This is a genomic window from Sodalis sp. RH19, assembly GCF_047324215.1.
GTDB lineage: Bacteria > Pseudomonadota > Gammaproteobacteria > Enterobacterales > Enterobacteriaceae > Acerihabitans.
In genome coordinates this window covers 481,063-499,128 of record NZ_CP178734.1, presented here as the reverse complement: position 1 = coordinate 499,128, position 18,066 = coordinate 481,063, and the positions used below count along the sequence as shown (strand labels likewise).

The 18,066-nt window shown below is 51.8% G+C and carries 14 protein-coding genes and 5 pseudogenes; 7 read left to right on the top strand and 12 right to left on the bottom strand.

Annotation, left to right across the window (positions count from 1 at the left end):
• Position 1 precedes the first annotated feature (1 nt).
• From ACL2XF_RS02355 to ACL2XF_RS02335, 5 genes and pseudogenes are all read right to left on the bottom strand, one after another.
• Positions 2-271: pseudogene (locus ACL2XF_RS02355) on the bottom strand (DUF4113 domain-containing protein); the annotation flags it as partial.
• A gap of 15 nt (positions 272-286) precedes the next feature.
• Positions 287-376, bottom strand: a pseudogene (locus tag ACL2XF_RS02350) (hypothetical protein); the annotation flags it as partial.
• A 2-nt stretch (positions 377-378) separates the two neighbouring features.
• A pseudogene (umuD, locus tag ACL2XF_RS02345) lies at positions 379-771 on the bottom strand (translesion error-prone DNA polymerase V autoproteolytic subunit).
• A 189-nt stretch (positions 772-960) separates the two neighbouring features.
• Positions 961-1,680 carry a PAS domain-containing protein gene (locus ACL2XF_RS02340; protein WP_413727924.1) on the bottom strand — a complete coding sequence of 240 codons (720 nt, stop codon included), beginning with the start codon at positions 1,678-1,680 and terminating at the stop codon, positions 961-963.
• Positions 1,681-1,993: 313 nt separating this feature from the next.
• A complete protein-coding gene (locus ACL2XF_RS02335) occupies positions 1,994-2,491 on the bottom strand; it encodes a hypothetical protein (RefSeq protein ID WP_413727923.1) in 498 nt (165 codons plus the stop codon).
• A gap of 35 nt (positions 2,492-2,526) precedes the next feature.
• On the opposite strand from ACL2XF_RS02335, the pseudogene ACL2XF_RS02330 reads away from it, so the two are divergent.
• Positions 2,527-3,194 (top strand): annotated as a pseudogene (locus ACL2XF_RS02330) (IS3 family transposase); the annotation flags it as partial.
• Positions 3,195-3,372: 178 nt separating this feature from the next.
• On the opposite strand, the gene ACL2XF_RS02325 reads toward ACL2XF_RS02330, so the two are convergent.
• Complete coding sequence (locus tag ACL2XF_RS02325; protein WP_413723352.1) at positions 3,373-4,092, bottom strand: LuxR C-terminal-related transcriptional regulator; 720 nt, start codon at positions 4,090-4,092, stop codon at positions 3,373-3,375.
• A gap of 416 nt (positions 4,093-4,508) precedes the next feature.
• Here ACL2XF_RS02325 and ACL2XF_RS02320 point away from each other — a divergent pair.
• Positions 4,509-5,221 (top strand): annotated as a pseudogene (locus tag ACL2XF_RS02320) (SOS response-associated peptidase family protein).
• A 98-nt stretch (positions 5,222-5,319) separates the two neighbouring features.
• Here the strand turns inward: ACL2XF_RS02320 and ACL2XF_RS02315 are convergent.
• Positions 5,320-5,946 (bottom strand): glycoside hydrolase family 19 protein, encoded by a 627-nt coding sequence (locus ACL2XF_RS02315; protein WP_413727922.1) that lies wholly within the window; start codon positions 5,944-5,946, stop codon positions 5,320-5,322.
• Positions 5,947-6,411: 465 nt separating this feature from the next.
• Between ACL2XF_RS02315 and ACL2XF_RS02310 the strand changes: the two genes are divergently transcribed.
• On the top strand, positions 6,412-6,606 hold the full coding sequence (locus ACL2XF_RS02310; protein ID WP_413727921.1) for a hypothetical protein: 195 nt from the start codon (positions 6,412-6,414) through the stop codon (positions 6,604-6,606).
• A 411-nt stretch (positions 6,607-7,017) separates the two neighbouring features.
• Here ACL2XF_RS02310 and iraP read toward each other — a convergent pair whose 3' ends face one another.
• Positions 7,018-7,320, bottom strand: a complete 303-nt coding sequence (gene iraP, locus ACL2XF_RS02305; protein WP_413723355.1) for an anti-adapter protein IraP — start codon at positions 7,318-7,320, stop codon at positions 7,018-7,020.
• Positions 7,321-7,647: 327 nt separating this feature from the next.
• Positions 7,648-8,880, bottom strand: coding sequence for an alanine transaminase (gene alaC, locus ACL2XF_RS02300; RefSeq protein ID WP_410014150.1), 1,233 nt, complete (start codon positions 8,878-8,880; stop codon positions 7,648-7,650).
• Between the two features lie 396 nt (positions 8,881-9,276).
• Here alaC and ACL2XF_RS02295 point away from each other — a divergent pair, with 396 nt between their 5' ends.
• Positions 9,277-10,956 carry a LytS/YhcK type 5TM receptor domain-containing protein gene (locus tag ACL2XF_RS02295; protein ID WP_413727920.1) on the top strand — a complete coding sequence of 560 codons (1,680 nt, stop codon included), beginning with the start codon at positions 9,277-9,279 and terminating at the stop codon, positions 10,954-10,956.
• A gap of 34 nt (positions 10,957-10,990) precedes the next feature.
• Complete coding sequence (locus ACL2XF_RS02290; RefSeq protein ID WP_410014148.1) at positions 10,991-11,725, top strand: LytR/AlgR family response regulator transcription factor; 735 nt, start codon at positions 10,991-10,993, stop codon at positions 11,723-11,725.
• A 101-nt stretch (positions 11,726-11,826) separates the two neighbouring features.
• Here the strand turns inward: ACL2XF_RS02290 and glk are convergent, their stop codons facing one another.
• On the bottom strand, positions 11,827-12,804 hold the full coding sequence (gene glk, locus ACL2XF_RS02285) for a glucokinase (RefSeq protein WP_410014147.1): 978 nt from the start codon (positions 12,802-12,804) through the stop codon (positions 11,827-11,829).
• A 135-nt stretch (positions 12,805-12,939) separates the two neighbouring features.
• Positions 12,940-13,632: an aspartate/glutamate racemase family protein gene (locus ACL2XF_RS02280; protein ID WP_410014146.1), complete on the bottom strand. Its 693-nt coding sequence runs from the start codon at positions 13,630-13,632 to the stop codon at positions 12,940-12,942.
• 321 nt (positions 13,633-13,953) lie between these two features.
• Here ACL2XF_RS02280 and mgrA point away from each other — a divergent pair, with 321 nt between their 5' ends.
• Entirely contained in the window at positions 13,954-14,943 is a 990-nt protein-coding gene (mgrA, locus tag ACL2XF_RS02275; protein WP_413727919.1) for an L-glyceraldehyde 3-phosphate reductase, read from the top strand.
• A 177-nt stretch (positions 14,944-15,120) separates the two neighbouring features.
• On the opposite strand, the gene ACL2XF_RS02270 is transcribed toward mgrA, so the two are convergent.
• Positions 15,121-16,359, bottom strand: a complete 1,239-nt coding sequence (locus ACL2XF_RS02270) for an Nramp family divalent metal transporter (protein WP_413727918.1) — start codon at positions 16,357-16,359, stop codon at positions 15,121-15,123.
• Positions 16,360-16,742: 383 nt separating this feature from the next.
• On the opposite strand from ACL2XF_RS02270, the gene ACL2XF_RS02265 reads away from it, so the two are divergent.
• On the top strand, positions 16,743-17,927 hold the full coding sequence (locus ACL2XF_RS02265; RefSeq protein WP_410014143.1) for a NupC/NupG family nucleoside CNT transporter: 1,185 nt from the start codon (positions 16,743-16,745) through the stop codon (positions 17,925-17,927).
• Positions 17,928-18,066 lie beyond the last annotated feature (139 nt).

Genomic DNA, 18,066 nt, shown 5'->3' with positions numbered 1-18,066 from the left:
TTTATTTGGCTTTAACAACCGGCAAGTCTTTATACTGCGTCGTGTAGCGCGGTGAAAGCAATGCGCGCTTCATCCTCCAGGCTTGCTGTATTCCCTGCCCCGCAAACCATACTTTCCCTATACCAGAGTGGTTTATCCCGTCCAAGACCTTCATAAGCGCCTCGCTGTTAACCCGCGGCCTATGCTCATCGAATAGCACCAGTTGAGCCACCCCCAGACCATAAAAATCCCCCAACATAACGCCTGCTTTCTGATAGCGCATTCCTGGCAAGCCGTCATTGTTACTCAGGACGATGACGGGTTTACCTTTCAGATCTGGACGAAATACCGTTTCGCAGGATGCGTAAAACGAGTTCACATCCGCCAGGGCAAACATGGTCAGGGTGCCGAGTGAATGAGAAACGTCACTACGCCGAATATCTCGACGTTGTCCTCTAAACGGATTGGGATGGCCTGATAAGCCGTATTCATAGGCAGCAGGTGCGGTGTAGGGGTGAGCTGCAATTGTTTGACAGTAAACTCACCGTCAACCGCCGCAATAACAATCTGTCCATGCTGTGCTGTGAGCGCGCTGTCTACAATGAGCATGTCGCCCTCGTTGATAAACCCCTCGATCATCGAGTCACCGATCACCTGACGAAATAGGTAGCGGCTGGATGGCTCACACATAACTGATTTAAATCTATATGGTTTTCAATATAGTCTTGGGCTGGGCTGGGCTGGGCTGGGGAAGCCAGCGGGCACCCGCCCCAAAAAAAGAGGGGGGGGTATTACTTCGGCAAGTTCAACGGCCCAATAAAAATCATGTTCGCATACTCAAATGGATCATTACTGTTGTTTTGTACAGTATAAGCATGATGCCAGTGGATTGTGAAGGGCGGGTGAGGCGGTAAATCGTAGGGTGTTGAGCGGTGGGGAGCTTTAGTTTAACCACCGCGTTAGGATCACATATGAGACTGGTTAAATGATTGAGTCGCCGAAATTAATTGATTCTCTGGTTAAAAATCTCTTGGGAAGATAACGATTGTAACGGTGTTTTTCACAGAATTCCCTTAGTTCACCAATATCTGTTACGCGAGCTTTGATATATATCCGCTGCATATAATTATTGAATGTATTCAATGAAAGATTCAACCTTTCGGCAGCCTCCTTTGATTTTAATCCTTGCAGTCGATAAAACATTATCTCACACTCTCGCTCAGTAAATGTGTCGTCCGGTTTATTTAGAAGCAAAGACCCTGGCATATGACCTTTAACGTAGTCATTTAAGGAATATACCGTTAACTCTATATTATATCCAAACATACCAACACACTCATGATTATCATTATAAAAAGGCATCTTCCTAAATATATAGGGGTAGTCAACCGCATGAGGATGCAGTTCTAACGTTGAAAATTGTTCCTGAGTTTTTATAACCCTCTTGTATTGGTTATCAAATTCATCTACTACGCCATCTACTGCGAAAAGGTTATTGTCAATTTCACAATCATACTTACCAATAATATCCGCGGGTGATTTAGCGCCAAGCAAATCAGCGGCAGCCTGATTACAGTAAATTAATCTTGCAGACAAATCTCTTATGCCATAAGGGGTTTTTAGCTGATCAAAAGCATATCGCATTGAGTTCGGTATATTGATTTCTGGAACGATACTACTCTTACATTTATCATTATTCATTATAACTTACTCCTATTGATGATATTTAAATGACTTTATCACCGCAGGAGGTTAACAACTACTGTCTTAAAGTGTAGAGTAAAAACTAACTTTAATAATATTGATATTTAATAATTAGGTAAAGTGCGTGGGTGCTTCCAAAGGGCCAGGGAAGGCCGACCTAAGCCAAGACTCTTATCATTTTGATATTGAAAATGTGTTTATGGTTTTCAGATTTTGGAAAGGGGGGCGCCACAACTAGGGCAACCCCGTTTTTTTTGCGGTGCATACGTTATAGAGGCAGGTCAACAATCATCCTAAAAACCACTATAATTTAGGGATGAACACTATAAAAAAAATCGGCTATATCTTTTTTCGTTATTACCCTATCAAGATATGTACCACCTTCAGTCACAGTTGAATAAATCTGACTCCAGACATTCTCGTTTCCTGCTAAGGCTGCATATCTTGCTGTAGATAAAAATTCATATTTACCAGTTATTCCTTCACCGCCAAGCGTACAGATGAACGCAACCTTTCCGTACCTCTCTCTAAAGCGAAGATCAAAACTAACAGCAATCTCTTGCCCTCTTACTGTGCCTCCTGTGACTTCATTCATTACATTTAGACATTCGTCAACTATCGCTTGTGTTATAAATTGCTGCTGACTATAACCAAAATCCGTTGCCCTAAGAAAAAATAATTTTAACAAATCAATATTTGCGTTTTCAAATGCATATGCAACTGTAGCCTCACTATCATAATAACCTTTTACCCAAAAATCTTCAACTCGGCCAATATATTCTTCTATTTTGTAGACACTTGTTGGCATAATATGGACTGCCCCTGGGATCGTGGACATTCCTGGCCTATGGCTTTGGTCTGATGTTCAATAAGTTACGTCAGTTCGGACAGAGCTGGAATGCAAAACGGGTTTACCGAATATTTCGATTGTTGAAGTTAAACCTCAGGCGTAAGGGGAAAAAAGGATTGCCCAACCGTCATCCCCAGCCTTTGGTTATTCCGCATAAAATGAACTACTGCTGGTCAGTAGATTTTATGAGTGATGCCTTGATAGATGGGCGAAGGTTCCGCCTGTTCAATGTGGTCGATGATTTTAATCGGGAAGCACTGGCAATCGAAGTTGATTTAAATATACCGGCTCATCGTGTCGTCCGTATCCTGGACCGACTCAGCAGCGAGAGAGGTTATCCGGCTTATATTCGAAGGGACAACGGACCAGAACTTACTGCTGTTGCCTTGGCTGAATGGGCAGAGGATAACGGTGTCATGCTAGATTTTATTCAGCCTGGTAGGCCAATGCAAAACGGATTTATCGAGCGGTTCAACAAAACCCTGCGAACAGAAATACTTGATATGTATCTGTTCCGGACGCTATCCGAAGTGCGGTTTTTAATAGAGGGCTGGCGTACAGAATATAACGAGGAGCGTCCACAAAGCTCACTCGGCGATATGCCGCCAGTTATTTACGCAAGGCAAAAACTGGTCGGAGATCCTCATTGCAGTGGTACTAAAAACCGGAGGGACTACAGGTTCATCACGTCGGATTGGCGATTTTGGGTGGGGCAGAATTCGGGGTGGGGTCAGTATGAAAGGCTGAACTTGCGAAACGGACATGGCCGGAAAATCGTATGACACTGAGCGGAAGGGAGATTTACATTCACCCCCGCCCAGAACTGACCAAAGCAAAGATCAGATTATTGAATCGCTGAAATTAATTGCTTCATGAGTTAGAAATCTCTTGGGGAGATAACGATGGTAATTATGTTTCTCGCAAAAATCCCTTAACTCCCCGATCTCTGTTACATGCACTTTATTGTAAATCTTCTGCATATAGTTATTAAATGTATTTAATGAAAGATTTAACCTAGCAGCAGCCTCTTTTGACTTCAAACCTTGCAAGCGATAAAACATTATTTCGCACTCGCGCTCAGTGAAAGTGTCATCCGGCTTATTCAATAATAGTGATCCCGGCATATGCCCTTTTACATAGTCGTTAAGTGTATATACTGTAAGTTGTGTATTATAACCAAGCATACCTATGCATTCGTGCTTATCATTAAAATAAGGGATTTTATGAAATATGAATGGAAAATCCACAGCATGAGGATGTAGCTCCAACGTAGAAAAAGGAGTCTGCGTCTCAAATATACGTTTATATTGTTTGGCAAAATTCTCTATTGATTCCTCGGTATCTAATATAGCGCAATCGAATTCACTGTCGAATTTACCAATGATTTCATTAGGCGACTTTTTGTCTGCGAGTAGAGCAAGCGGCTGATTGCAATAAACCAGCCTGGAGGACAAATCTCTTATCGCTATGGGACTTTTTAATTGGTCAAAAACGTAACGCATGGTGTTTGTAATATTAACTTCAGGAACCACAGTACACTTGCATATGTCATTACTCATAATTACCCCCGGTCATTGATGATATTTAAAAACTGTATCATCGCAAGGAGTGACTAACTACTGGCCTAAAGTACAGCGTAATAAAATAACATCCTTAATTTTACGGCTTAAGGTTTTTAATTAACGAATTTTTTCGCTTTAATAAAAAAATAACTAGCCTTGCATTTCAAATAAACAATTATTGATGAGAGAAGTAATTGTTAATAGTGTGAGCCCCGCAGTGCTTTGGCCCATTATGGCCCATTTTTATTAATGATATTATGGAAGCATTAAATTTCGGATTACTGAAAGGATTAATGACGGGAAAATGGTCGGTTTAGTTTTACGGCACAATTTAAATTATTGTCGGGCTGCCACAGTTCTGTCTCTTCTATCCCGTCTATACTTAAGATCTCTCTGCAATATAGATGACGACCATGTGCGGCCGATTTGCTGAATTTAATACCAGAGAACACTATCTCGATTTCCTGCGAAGTGATGTTGCGTTTTCGGGCGCATTGGATGGCGAGCCGATAGGCCGCTACAACGTTGCTCCAGGCAGTCGCGTTCTGCTGCTGAACCAGCGCGACGATACGCTGCATCTGGATCCCGTTATCTGGGGTTATCAGCCCGCCTGGGCCAAAGAAGCAGGCCGCCCTCCCCTGATTAATGCCCGGTTAGAAACTGCCGCCGCCAGCCGCATGTTTAAGCCGCTATGGCACCATGGCCGCGCGCTGGTGATGGCCGACGGTTGGTATGATATGAGTGGAAGAAAGACCCGGACCATACAAAAGTTAAACAACCCTATTTTATCTATCATAAAAATAAGAAGCCGGTATACCTGGCCGCAATAGGCAGATTCCATCCCGATGCCCTGGACGCGCCGGAAGATGATGGTTTTGTAATCGTGACGGCGGCCAGTGATAAGGGGTTGGTGGATATCCATGACCGGCGGCCGCTGATCATGACGCGAAAGGCGTCATTAGAATGGATATCGCCGGATACGACGTCGGGGCGCGCCGAGGAGCTGGCCCATGATTGCGCCATGCCGGTGGGGGAGTTTGCGTTTCATCCTGTCAGCAAGACTGTGGGGAATATTCACAATAACAACAGTTCGCTAATTGCAAAAATTGATAATTCGCACTTATAGTCCTCGCGCCGGCGAGGACTATACAGGGATGCCGCCGGGTACCGTGGGTGCCGCACAAACGGTCATATCAGCCGCCAGGACGGCACGCCACGGCATTTTCAGCGCAGCGCATCCACGGCGACTTTATAGCGGGCCTGCCTATCGGCCAAGCCGTTGACGCCGCCGTTAATCCGTCTAGTCAGCCCCACCATATCGCCAATATCGGCAAAAGCGTTACATTTATTGGCCTGCCAAAACCATCCGGCCGAACGTGCGGCATTGATATCCGCTAAGAGCAAATCAGGGTCGGCAAGCAGATCTAAATCGAGCGCTTTACCGCAGGCGGCATAATTAGCATAAAAGGTCACCTGTTTTAAACCTCGCCCGCGATATAACCAGCCGTCTTCCGGTCGCGTATTTCCGTATCTGCCGCCATAAACAATATTGGCTATTTTCTGCTGCCTGTCGATAGGCAGGGTTCTTTCAGAAGGTTGGCGGCCCAACGCCTCGCGCTGTGCCGGCGTTAAGCGATTGCCGAATATCTTGAGTCCGTTTATCGAATAATTAAACGATTCCACTACTGTGGTAAATCCACCTGATTCCGTACCGATTTGCGCAATAAAAGCTGCCTGGCGCAGCGGCGTATTAATACTGAATTCAGCCATAATAGCCGCCATATGCGGAAACCAGCGTGCGGCTAACCCGGCGCTGATATTAGCCGCCTGTTGGAATTGCTCGAGTGTCATATGCTTTGGCCCTTAACCGCCTGGTTTTCCTCCAACCCTTACACAAGGTAAGCCGTCCACGCTGCTAAAGGTTGCCGGCCCGGCGGTGCTGGCCCTTAACCCTGGCGCGTCCCGCCGCAGGGCTGCGCTTGATGAACAATCGTCAGGGCCATCAGTATCATGAACATGCCGGCCTAGTAGGGGAGCTTGATCGATTCCGCGGGTGGGCAATCCGGGCAATTCGGGAAGGAGATCGCCTTTAGCGCCCAACGCTGGGTCTGACGGGGCTTAACCATGTTTACCTCACCCGGTCGCTATCTGCGTGACCGCGATGCCAGGTGTGTCCATCATGGGCGGGCAGCGGCCGGGGCGGAGATAAAAGAGCAGCAAGCCATTTTTGCGCTAGAATAATCAGGTAAGCGCGCATTTCCGCTGGTGGGATGTGCTATCACATAATGGAAACATTTTAAAAGGCATGGCATTAACATGAAGAAATTCATCATCGCAATGATGACTGTAGTATTAGCCCTACCCTTTGCCCCCCTTACGTATGCCCATGCCGGGGATGAATATCATCCTAAAACAGTGCAGAAATATCACCGTCACCACCGTGTGGCAAAGCATCATGGCAAAAAGCAGATCTATCGCAAGGCCGAGCCACAGGTGGGACATAACAGATGATGGGGAGTAAATAAGCTTTAACAGCAACAGCGTGGCGAAACCGGGTCGTATTGCGTTGAGATAGGCTGATGGCGTTGATCCGGCAGGACCCGCCATAAAATAGCGGCTTTTTTCATACCACTTAAAAGTGATTACACTTTGACATTATACTAATTAATATAATATTTTGCTGGTATATTTCCTGGGTGTTGTAGGCTTGTTATTATCTTATTGCAGGGGTTATTGTTTTAATTATTGGCTAATGCGCTATTATCAGAGGCAATCAATGAGGATATTGCCGCCGGAACCTGCCCGCCGGCATAGGAAACAGGAAGCCACGCTGATGGGCAGCGCGCCAGCGCTTATTATTTAAACGACAATAACATCAATAAGTTATACTACGATATCACCGCGCCGTTAAGCCACGGGCTATTAATCGTTGTTAACCTTTTCTTCGTCGCCGTTGACTTCAACATACTGCGAGACTGAGATCAACCGGACAAAATGCGCCAATAATAAATCCACATCCGTTTGCAGAATCTCCTCGCTGGCGCCGGAAGCCGATAAAATGGCTTTTTCTATGTTGGTCGCCATAACCGATGAGCTACCCTGCCCGACAGTCAGCACCAGCGCGGCCAGGAGCAGGGACTGGGCTTCAACCTGGGCAGTCAGCTCTTTTGCCGCCGCATCCGCTTTGGCCATTTTTTTCAATATATCAATGACAAGGTTTCTCATAGTTTCCTACCTGGACGAAATCGCGGCCAACAGGTTGCCACGGCACTAAACATAGCCTGCTTATATTACTCTTATTGTGAGTAGGATAACATCTTCTGAACTGTAAGTATTGTGCGCGATGACCGCCACCATGGCGCCCACGCCAGTTGTAGTCCCATTGACGCGTATAGGGCGCTGTTGTGCAGGGATTAATTCATTAGAAATATTTATCAATCAACACAACATTATCCCCACCCACGAAGCAAAACGCCGTATGCGGGGACGAATGCCGTGTTGCCGGACCGGAAGAGAAGACGTTCCCCCTCCGCCGGGCCGGGTAGCCGTTCCCTAGTCCGTGATGGCCTTGGCGCCGGCGGTTTTCAGCACGCCATCGGCGCGGAACATGGCCTTGATGCCGCGTACCGCCTGCCGGATACGATCCTGGTTCTCAATCAGCGCGAAACGTACATGGGTATCGCCGTAGTCGCCGAACCCAATGCCCGGCGATACGCAGACCTTAGCGTCCGACAGCAGTTTTTTCGCGAACTCCAGGGAACCGAGATGGGCATAGTGCTCCGGGATCCTGGCCCAGACATACATGGACGCCTTTGGGGTATCCACCATCCATCCCGCCTCGTGCAGGCCGCGCACCAGGACATTGCGGCGCTGGTGATATTGTTCGACGATATCCAGTACGCATTGCTGGTCGCCTTCCAGCGCGGCGATGGCGGCCACCTGCAGGGGGGTAAACGTACCGTAGTCATGGTAACTTTTGATACGCGCCAGGGCGTTGACCAGTTCCGGATTACCCACCATAAACCCGATGCGCCAGCCGGCCATGTTATAGCTTTTCGACAGGGTGAAAAATTCCACCGCAATGTCCTTGGCGCCTGGCACCTGCATGATCGACGGCGCTTTCCATCCATCATAAACAATATCGGCATAGGCGAGATCGTGTACCACCAGCACGCCGTACTGCTGGGCCAGGGCCACCACCCGTTCAAAGAAGTCCAGCTCGACGCATTGCGCCGTGGGATTGGACGGGAAGCCGAGAATCATCATTTTCGGCGTGGGAATGCTTTCGCGAATGGCGCGCTCAAGCTCGCGGAAAAAGTCCACCCCCGCCACCAGCGGCACCGAGCGCACCTGGGCGCCGGCTATCACCGCGCCGTAGATATGTATCGGATAGCTGGGATTCGGCACCAGTACGGTATCGCCATGATCGAGCGTCGCCAGCATCAAATGGGCCAGGCCCTCTTTGGAACCGATGGTGACGATGGCCTCGCTGTCTGGATTGATCTCGACGCCGTAGCGATCGGCATACCAGCCCGAGATCGCGCGCCGCAGCCGGGGAATACCGCGGGAGGTGGAATATCCATGGGTATCCTCCCGTTTGGCGACGGTACAAAGCTTTTCCACGATGTGCGGCGGCGTGGGCCCGTCGGGATTACCCATGCTGAAATCAATAATATCCTCTCCGCGCCGGCGCGCGGCCATTTTCAACTCGGCGGTGATATTAAATACATAGGGGGGGAGACGATCGATGCGTGTAAAACGCCGTGGCAAACCGGATGCGGCCATAATATCCTCGTTGTACGTTAGCGCCCGGACCATCCGAGCGACGCCGGCCCATGCGTGGGCCTGTCCATGAAGCTATCCTATATTCGGCATGATTTCAATATCAACGGCAGACATCGCGGCGGACAAGATAAAAAGAGGAAATATGAAATTTTATTTATCGATTATTCCCCTTTATTGCGGTAGCCGTTGGCCTAAAAACCGTGCGGCAGGCGTTTTATGCCGGTAAATGAAATCCCCTTATGTTTACTCAGACTTCCCCGTTTTACGGCACTTCTCGCGTCATGGCGGCCGAAGCCGCCGCGATCCCCGACGGCGGCCGCGGCGGCAAATCTGGAATCTCAGGCGTCCATTGCTTATAGTAACGGCTAAAGGTTGGTCATTTACCGGGATGTCGTGGTGAAAGAAATGTTCGAAATGCTGCTGGCGGTCTATGAACGGGCGGCATTAATGTTGATTTGCCTGTTTTTGTTGACGCGCGTCCGCCAGTTCCGCCAGTTATTGCAAAAAGAACAGCACACCCGCCAGGAATTGCTGGCGGTCACCGCCATTTTTTCCCTGTTTGCCATTTTCAGCACCTATTCCGGCATCCATGTGGAAGGCTCGCTGATTAACGTGCGGATTATCGCGGTCATGTCCGGCGGTATTTTATTCGGGCCCTGGGTAGGCATCGCCACCGGGATTATCGCCGGCGTGCACCGTTATCTGATCGATATCGACGGCCCGACCTCGGTGCCTTGCCTTATCAGCAGCGTGGTGGCGGGTTTTGTCTCGGGCTGGATCAAGCTTAGGGTGATAAAAGAGCGCCGCTGGGGCATCGGCATCCTGGGCGGCATGCTGTGCGAGTGCCTGACCATGCTGCTGGTCATTCTCTGGGCGCAGCCGATGTCCCTGGGGCTGGATATCGTGTCCAAAATTGCGCTGCCGATGATCCTCGGCGGGGTCAGCATCGGCATGATCGTGCTGCTGGTGCAGGGGGTCGAGGATGAAAAAGAGGTGATCGCCGCCCGGCAAGCCAAGCTGGCGCTGGATATCGCCAATAAGACCCTGCCCTACTTTCGCCATATCAACAGCGAATCCCTCACCACCATTTGCGATATCATCCGCGCCGATATCAAGGCCGACGCCGTGGCCATCACCAATGAACATCATATCCTGGCTTATGTCGGGGTCGGGGCCGAATTGTACAATATCGGCCATGAGATCATCAGCGATATGACCAGGGAAAGTATTCAAAGCGGCAACATCACCATCAAGAACAATGACGAGGCGGACCGTACGCCGCAAATCCATTCGCTTATCATTATCCCGTTATGGGAAAAAGGCGTGGTCACCGGCACCCTGAAGATCTATTACTGCCACGCCCATCAGATCACCAATTCACTCAAAGTGATGGCCATCGGCCTGTCGCAGATTATTTCGACGCAGATCGAGGTGTCGCGCATCGAACAGCTGAGGGAAATGGCCGACCAGGCGGAACTGCGCGCGTTACAAAGCAAAATTAATCCGCATTTCCTGTTTAATGCGCTTAACGCCATTTCCTCGTCGATCCGCATCAATCCGGATACCGCCCGGCAGCTGATTACCAATCTTTCCCGTTACCTGCGGTACAATCTGGAATTAAACGGCGCGCAAATCGATATCAAAAAAGAGCTTTATCAGATCCAGGATTATATCGCCATCGAGCAGGCGCGTTTCGGCAGCAAGCTGAGCGTTATTTTTGATATCGATGAAGAGTTGTCGTTCCCCCTGCCCAGCCTGCTCATCCAGCCGCTGGTGGAAAACGCTATTGTGCACGGCATCCAGCCTTGCCGCGGTAAAGGCGTGGTGGTGATTTCCGTGCGGGAGGATACCGGCGGACGTATCCGTATTGCGGTAAAAGACACCGGCGGTGGCATCAGCGCAGAAGTCATCGAGCAGGTTAAACGCAATGAACTGCCGGCCGGGAAAATCGGCCTGCTGAATGTTCATCACCGGGTATTGCTGTTATATGGCGAAGGGCTGCATATCCGCCGTCTTGAACCGGGCACCGAGATCTGGTTTTACATTACCCCCCAGCCCCACAAGCTGGCGGCATAACGTCCATGGAGGACATGTTTAACCGCGAGGCACCATGAAAGCCATAATTGTCGAAGACGAATTCCTCGCCCAGGAAGAATTACGCTACCTTATCCATAAGCACAGCGGCCTGACTATCGAGGCCACGTTCGACGATGGACTGGATGTCCTGCGCTACCTGCAGCATCATGAGGTGGATGTGATTTTTCTCGATATCAATATCCCCTCCCTGGACGGCGTGTTGCTGGCGCAGAATATCAGTAAATTCAGCCATAAGCCGGAAATAGTCTTTATTACCGCCTATAAAGAGCATGCGGTGGAGGCGTTTGAGCTGGAAGCCTTTGACTATATCCTGAAGCCTTATCAGGAATCGCGCATCATCACCATGCTGCAAAAGCTGGAGGCGCAGCATCAGGCCGCCCCGGCGCCGGCTGCGGGGGCGGCGCCGGGACGGCGGAATCAACACGCCATTAATTTGATCAAAGACGAGCGCATTATCGTTACCGATATCAGCAATATCTATTATGCGGCGGCGCAGGAAAAGGTGACCCTGGTCTATACGCGGCGCGAGGAATTTGTCATGCCGATGGCCATCACGGAATTCTGCGGCCGGTTGCCGGAGGAGTTTTTTTTCCGTTGCCATCGGTCGTATGTGGTGAACCTGGGAAAAATTCGTGAGATTGTGCCCTGGTTTAATAATACCTATCTGCTACGCCTGAGCGATCTGGATTTTGAAGTGCCGGTCAGCCGCAGCAAGGTCAGGGCTTTCCGGCAATTGATGCGGCTGTAGCCGGGGTTTGGCTGCAGAACCGTGCCCACGGGCATGCAGGGCAAGAGGGTAAAGGCGCCGGAATAAGCCGCCCTGTCGGCAACAGCCGGCGTGTAGTCAAATCACGCCGAAACCTGGAGTTGAAGACCCATCAGCTGGCGCATATGCGCGCCGGCGCCGAGCAGGCCCGGTTGTTCGTGCCTGATCAGAAACACCGGGATATCGCGTACGTAATCGTTAAAGCGGCCTTTATCCTCGAACGCCGCGCGAAAACCGGAGGCGCGGAAAAATTCCAGGAAGCGCGGCACCAGGCCGCCGGCGATATAAACGCCGCCAAACGTGCCCATGTTCAGCGCCAGATTGCCGCCAAAACGCCCCATCAGCACGCAGAACAGCGACAGCGCGCGCCGGCAATCGTCATTGCTCCCGTCGACGGCCTGTTCCGTGACCTGTTGCGGCTCCAGTGAATCCGGAACGCGGCCATCGATGGTGACGAGGCTGCGGTACAAATTAACCAGCCCGGGGCCGGATAATACGCGTTCGGCCGACACATGGCCGAACTCGCCGCGCAGCACCGCCAGGACATCGGCTTCCTCTTTGCTGTTAGGCGCGAAGTCGACATGGCCGCCTTCGCCCGGCAGGCTTATCCAACGCTGGTCCAGATGCAACAGATGGCACACGCCAAGGCCGGTGCCGGCGCCGTACACGGCAATCGGCCCCTGGGCCTGCGCCTGCGTGCCGCCAAACTGCACCACATCGCCGGCGGCGAGCATCGGCACCGCCATCGAGACGGCGGTAAAATCATTGATGACCTCCAGGCGCGCCAATCCCAGGCTGTCCTTCATGGCCTTGATGGAAAATGCCCAGGTGCTGTTGGTCATGTCCACCCAGTCATCGGTTATCGGACAGGCGATAGCGATACAGGCCTCCGTGGCCTCGACCTTTTGCGCGGTCAGGTAGTGACGGATCACCGCTTCAAGGGTGGCGTAATCTTTACCGGAATAGGTGTGGATATGGGAAATCGCGCCATTGTCCATATCGCATAACGCCAGCCGGGCATTGGTTCCCCCAACGTCACCGACCAGGGCATATTTTGTCATTATGTAAGGCTCCGCTAACTCTTCTACTTGCCGTCGGAGGGTTACCGGCAGCAAACATAAACAATTTATTAATATAATAATAATACCAGTTATATTGGCCAATGCTATAAATTGAGTTTGCTTTCGGATTCGCCTTTATCCCAGGGCAAAGGCCACCGCGGCGGCGGCGTGGAGGGTGGTGGTGTCGAACAGCGGCACCGTTGCGTCGTCTTCGCCGATCAGCAGGCCGATTTCGGTGCAGCCGAGGATCAGTCCCTCGATGCCCTGGCTCTCCAGCGAAGCAATAATGCGCCGGAAGGTGTGGCGCGATTCATCGCGGATCTTGCCCAGGCATAACTCCTCGAAAATGATGTTATGAATCGCGTCCATTTCCGCAGCGCCCGGAACGGTGATTTCGATGCCGTGCGGATGCTCGAACCGCCGGCGATAAAAATCCTGCTGCATGGTAAAGCGGGTGCCCAATAGCCCGACCCGCCGCAGGCCACGGGCATTGATTTCCCGGGCGGTGGCATCGGCGATATGCAACAGCGGCAGTGGACAGGCCCATTCAATGGTGTCCGCCACCTTATGCATGGTGTTAGTGCAAAGGACGATGGCCTCGGCACCGGCTTTTTGCAGCAATACCGCCTTGGCCGCCAGCAGATCGCCCGCCCGTTGCCAATCACCCTCGGCCTGCATGCGGGCGATTTGGGCGAAATCGACGCTGTACAGCACCAGATCCGCCGAATGCAACCCGCCCAATGCGCCGCTAATGCCTTGGTTAATCAAGCGGTAATAAGGTAAAGTGGATTCCCAGCTCATGCCGCCTAAAAGCCCTAGTGTTTTCACTGTGTGATCCTCGTGCGTCTTCGACCGGGTCAATGCCGCGGCACCCGTAGCGCTTGTATTGTTTGTCAGGGAAGGGTTATTTTTAACTGAGTTTGATGATAAAACGGTGCTTGCCCATCACACCCGCGACAAGCTCGCGCACGTTTGTTTGTCAGTAGTCTGAGTTATTTTTAATGGAATTTATCGCTTAACTGATGCAAAGCGCAATATATTATCCGACCAGGATAATCCACCGTTGCCGGTAAGCCTATGCCGTCGCTTGCCCGGCGAATTAAGCGGTAACCGATTCCTACCGTGATAGTAATGATAAAAGGATACTTTATGGTTTATCTGGCCAATCCAACGCGTTACGACGATATGTTATATCGTCGCTGCGGTAATAGCGGTCTTCAACTGCCGGCGGTGTCGCTCGGCCTGTGGCATAATTTCGGCGACGTCACGTTGCTGGAAAACAGCCGCGCCATGGTGCGCCGCGCCTTTGACTTAGGCATTACCCATTTTGACCTGGCCAATAACTACGGGCCGCCCCCGGGATCCGCCGAAGCCAATTTCGGCCGGTTGCTGCGCGAGGATTTGCTCCCCTACCGTGACGAGCTGATTATTTCCACCAAGGCGGGCTATACCATGTGGCCCGGGCCTTACGGCGACTGGGGCTCGAAAAAATACCTGGTGTCCAGCCTGGATCAGAGCCTGCGCCGTCTGGGCCTGGACTACGTGGATATCTTTTATCATCATCGTCCGGACCCCGCTACGCCGCTTGCCGAAACCATGAGCGCGCTGGATCTGCTGGTACGCCAGGGCAAGGCGCTCTACATCGGCCTGTCCAACTACCCCGCCGCGCTCGCCAGGCAGGCGTTGGCGCTATTAAACGACCTCGGCACCCCCTGCGTGATTCATCAACCCAAATATTCCATGTTTGAACGGTGGGTGGAACCGGAACTGCTTGATGTGCTGGCTGAGAACGGCGTGGGGTCGATAGCCTTTTCGCCGCTGGCCGGCGGTCAGCTGACGGACCGCTACCTGAACGGCATACCACAGGATTCGCGGGCGGCCAGACCGGGTCTGACCCTGACGCCGGAACAGCTTACCGCGCAGAAAATGGATAAGGTACGGCGCCTGAACGATATTGCCCTGGAACGCGGCCAGAAGCTGGCGCAAATGTCTCTGGCCTGGGTGCTGCGCGGCGATCGGGTAACGTCGGTGCTGATTGGCGCCAGCAAAACCTCGCAGATAGACGACGCGGTGGGGATGCTGGCCAATCGCGAATTCAGCGCCGACGAATTGGCGCGTATCGAAGCGATACTGGCATAAGGCCGCGCCGGCCCGCAATTTCCGCCCGGTATTGGCGGGCCCGGCGTGCCACGGAGCCTCGGTCGGGCGCATAAACCGCGCCCGACCAACCCCATAGACACGCATTGCCCTTAACGCGCCGGGTGCGGCCCCCGCGGTAGGGTGGCGTATCGGATAGCCGGAGAAGATAAAGTCCGGTTACAGGCCGAACGCGGTGCCCACCATCAAATAGCCATTCAGCGTTACCACCACCGCCACGATAACCCACCCCAACGTCTGGATCAGACGCGAATTCACCATGTCGCCCATCAGGACGCGGTTGCCGGTAAAGGTCAGCAGCGGCACCAGCGCCAGCGCAATGCCGAAGCTGAGCAGGACCTGGCTTAATACCAGGATACGGGTCGGGTCCAGCCCCATCATGATAACCACAAAGGACGGCAGCATCGTGACCACCCGCCTTACCAGCAGCGGTATGTGAAAGCGCACAAATCCCTGCATCACCACCTGCCCGGCCATGGTGCCCACCACGGTGGAGGACAGGCCCGCCGCCACCAGGCTTAAACCGAATACCGTCGCCGCCGTATGGTTCAGCAGCGGCGCCAAGGTCAGGTAGGCCTCATCCAGATCGGCGATGCCGGTATGCCCGCTGAAGTGAAATGCCGCCGCCGCGGTGGCCATCATGGCCAGATTGACAAAACCGGCGGTGGTCATGGCGATGGCCACATCCAGTTTAGTCGAGGAGTAGCGTTGGGCGCGGTTGCCGTGCAGTCCGTTTTGCGTCAAGGAAGAATGCAGGTAAATCACATGCGGCATAATGGTGGCGCCCAGCACCCCGGCGGCCAGGAAAACCGCGTCGCCGTTCGGCAGGCTGGGCAGCAGCATGCCTTTACCCAGTTCCGCCATATTCGGTTGCGAAAAAAACAGCTCCGCGATATAGGCGGCGGCGACAAACAGCAGCAGCCCGCCAATGACCAATTCCAGTGGTTTTTGACCCCGCTGTTGCAACATGAGGATCAAGAATGTGGCGATGCCGGTAATGATTGCGCCTTGCAGCAGCGAGCAGCCCAGCAGCATTTTAAAACCGATGGCCGCGCCGACGAATTCCGCCAAATCGGTGGCCATGGCAATGATTTCAGCTTGTATCCAGTAGGCCCACACCGCCGGGCGCGGGAAGCGATCGCGGATATGCTCCGCCAGGTTCTTGCCGGTGGCGATACCCAGCTTTGCCGACAACAGCTGGATGAGCATGGCCATAAAGTTGGCCCACACCACCACCCAGAGCAATCGGTACCCGAAGCTGGCGCCCGCCTGGATATTGGTGGCGAAATTACCGGGGTCGATATAGCCAATCGCCGCGATAAACGCCGGGCCAAGCAATGAGAGCTTTACCTTGCGTGATGCGCGATTGACACCGTCCGCAGTTCGGCTATTCAGCATATCAGTGACCCTTATGATCCATCGAATTAGCTTCATCCTATCCAAACGATAATAATTATCAAGCGCATTTAGGACGTTTCGGGTTATCTCTGCGATAGATGACGATGATGATGAGCATAAAGGGGGCAAAACCCAGCCTAATGACAGTTTCATCCCTAATTGGACCGGCTTAGAAGCGCCAATGGGTTACTAGATTACATTAGCACACTATTAACATAATTGGATATAAATTTAACTTTTTTCGCGACTTATCTGTGACCGCCTCGCTATCCTCATCTTCTGCTAGAGGATTTTTATATATTTGCAACTTATAACTCGTTTTTAGTTCGACCGTTACATAGAATGAGCGGCAAATTATTGCCTGCCTCATAACTGGAGCAACTATGTCCCGGATTTTTCATTTTGTCCTCGCTCTTGCCGTAGTGGCAATCCTGGCGTTATTGGTCAGCCACGATCGTAAAAAAATCAGGCTGCGCTTTATTGTTCAACTATTAGTCATTGAAGTCCTGCTTGCTTATTTTTTCCTCAACTCGCAGATTGGATTGGGTTTTGTGCAGGGATTCTCGGCGCTGTTTGATAAGTTGCTAGGATTTGCCGCCGAAGGGACAGGGTTTGTTTTCGGTAATATGAATAAACAGGGCCTGGCATTCTTTTTCCTGAATGTGTTATGTCCGATTGTATTTATCTCGGCCCTGATAGGTATTTTACAGCATATCCGGGTGCTCCCTTTTATTATCCGCATCATCGGTACCCTGCTGTCGAAAATTAACGGTATGGGCAAGCTGGAGTCGTTTAACGCCGTCAGTTCGCTGATCCTGGGGCAATCGGAAAACTTCATCGCCTATAAGGATATCCTGGGCAAGATGTCCGAACGCCGGATGTACACCATGGCGGCCACGGCGATGTCGACGGTATCGATGTCCATCGTCGGCGCCTATATGACCATGCTGGAACCGCGCTATGTGGTGGCCGCTCTGGTATTGAATATGTTCAGCACCTTTATTGTGCTGTCATTGATCAATCCCTACCAGGTCGGCAAGGAAGAAGAGCTGCAGATGAGTAATCTGCATGAAGGACAGAGCTTTTTCGAAATGCTGGGTGAATATATCCTGGCGGGCTTCCGGGTGGCCATTATCGTCGCGGCCATGCTGATTGGCTTCATTGCCATTATCGCCGCCATAAACGCCTTGTTCAGCCTGGTGTTCGGCATCAGCTTCCAGGGCATACTGGGGTATATATTTTATCCCTTTGCCCGGGTCATCGGCATCCAGGGCGACGAGGCGCTGCGGGTCGGCAGCATCATGGCCACCAAGCTGGTCTCCAATGAGTTTGTCGCCATGATGGATTTGCAAAAGGTTGCCGGCCAACTGTCCGCGCATTCCGTCGGCATCCTGTCGGTATTCCTGGTGTCGTTTGCCAACTTTTCATCCATCGGCATCGTGGCCGGCGCGATTAAAGGCCTGAACGAACACCAGGGCAACGTGGTATCCCGCTTCGGCCTGAAGCTGGTGTACGGCTCGACGCTGGTCAGCCTGCTGTCCGCCGCCATCACCGGTTTGGTAATTTAAACCGCCGTCCATCTTGCCGTCATAACGACGGTGCGGTTGGGGCCGGGGAAACCCGGCCTTTTTTATAGGATTGACGCGATAAATCGAGGCGGCGCCAGGCATGCACGCACAAGATATAAAAACAAAAAACCGGCCAGAA

Bases quoted from the DNA above. Each gene is read 5' to 3' on its own strand.
- ACL2XF_RS02340 (WP_413727924.1), bottom strand. From the start codon at position 1,680: ATGAATAATGATAAATGTAAGAGTAGTATCGTTCCAGAAATCAATATA.
- ACL2XF_RS02335 (WP_413727923.1), bottom strand. From the start codon at position 2,491: ATGCCAACAAGTGTCTACAAAATAGAAGAATATATTGGCCGAGTTGAA.
- ACL2XF_RS02325 (WP_413723352.1), bottom strand. From the start codon at position 4,092: ATGAGTAATGACATATGCAAGTGTACTGTGGTTCCTGAAGTTAATATT.
- ACL2XF_RS02315 (WP_413727922.1), bottom strand. From the start codon at position 5,946: ATGACACTCGAGCAATTCCAACAGGCGGCTAATATCAGCGCCGGGTTA.
- ACL2XF_RS02310 (WP_413727921.1), top strand. From the start codon at position 6,412: ATGAAGAAATTCATCATCGCAATGATGACTGTAGTATTAGCCCTACCC.
- iraP (WP_413723355.1), bottom strand. From the start codon at position 7,320: ATGAGAAACCTTGTCATTGATATATTGAAAAAAATGGCCAAAGCGGAT.
- alaC (WP_410014150.1), bottom strand. From the start codon at position 8,880: ATGGCCGCATCCGGTTTGCCACGGCGTTTTACACGCATCGATCGTCTC.
- ACL2XF_RS02290 (WP_410014148.1), top strand. From the start codon at position 10,991: ATGAAAGCCATAATTGTCGAAGACGAATTCCTCGCCCAGGAAGAATTA.
- glk (WP_410014147.1), bottom strand. From the start codon at position 12,804: ATGACAAAATATGCCCTGGTCGGTGACGTTGGGGGAACCAATGCCCGG.
- mgrA (WP_413727919.1), top strand. From the start codon at position 13,954: ATGGTTTATCTGGCCAATCCAACGCGTTACGACGATATGTTATATCGT.
- ACL2XF_RS02270 (WP_413727918.1), bottom strand. From the start codon at position 16,359: ATGCTGAATAGCCGAACTGCGGACGGTGTCAATCGCGCATCACGCAAG.
- ACL2XF_RS02265 (WP_410014143.1), top strand. From the start codon at position 16,743: ATGTCCCGGATTTTTCATTTTGTCCTCGCTCTTGCCGTAGTGGCAATC.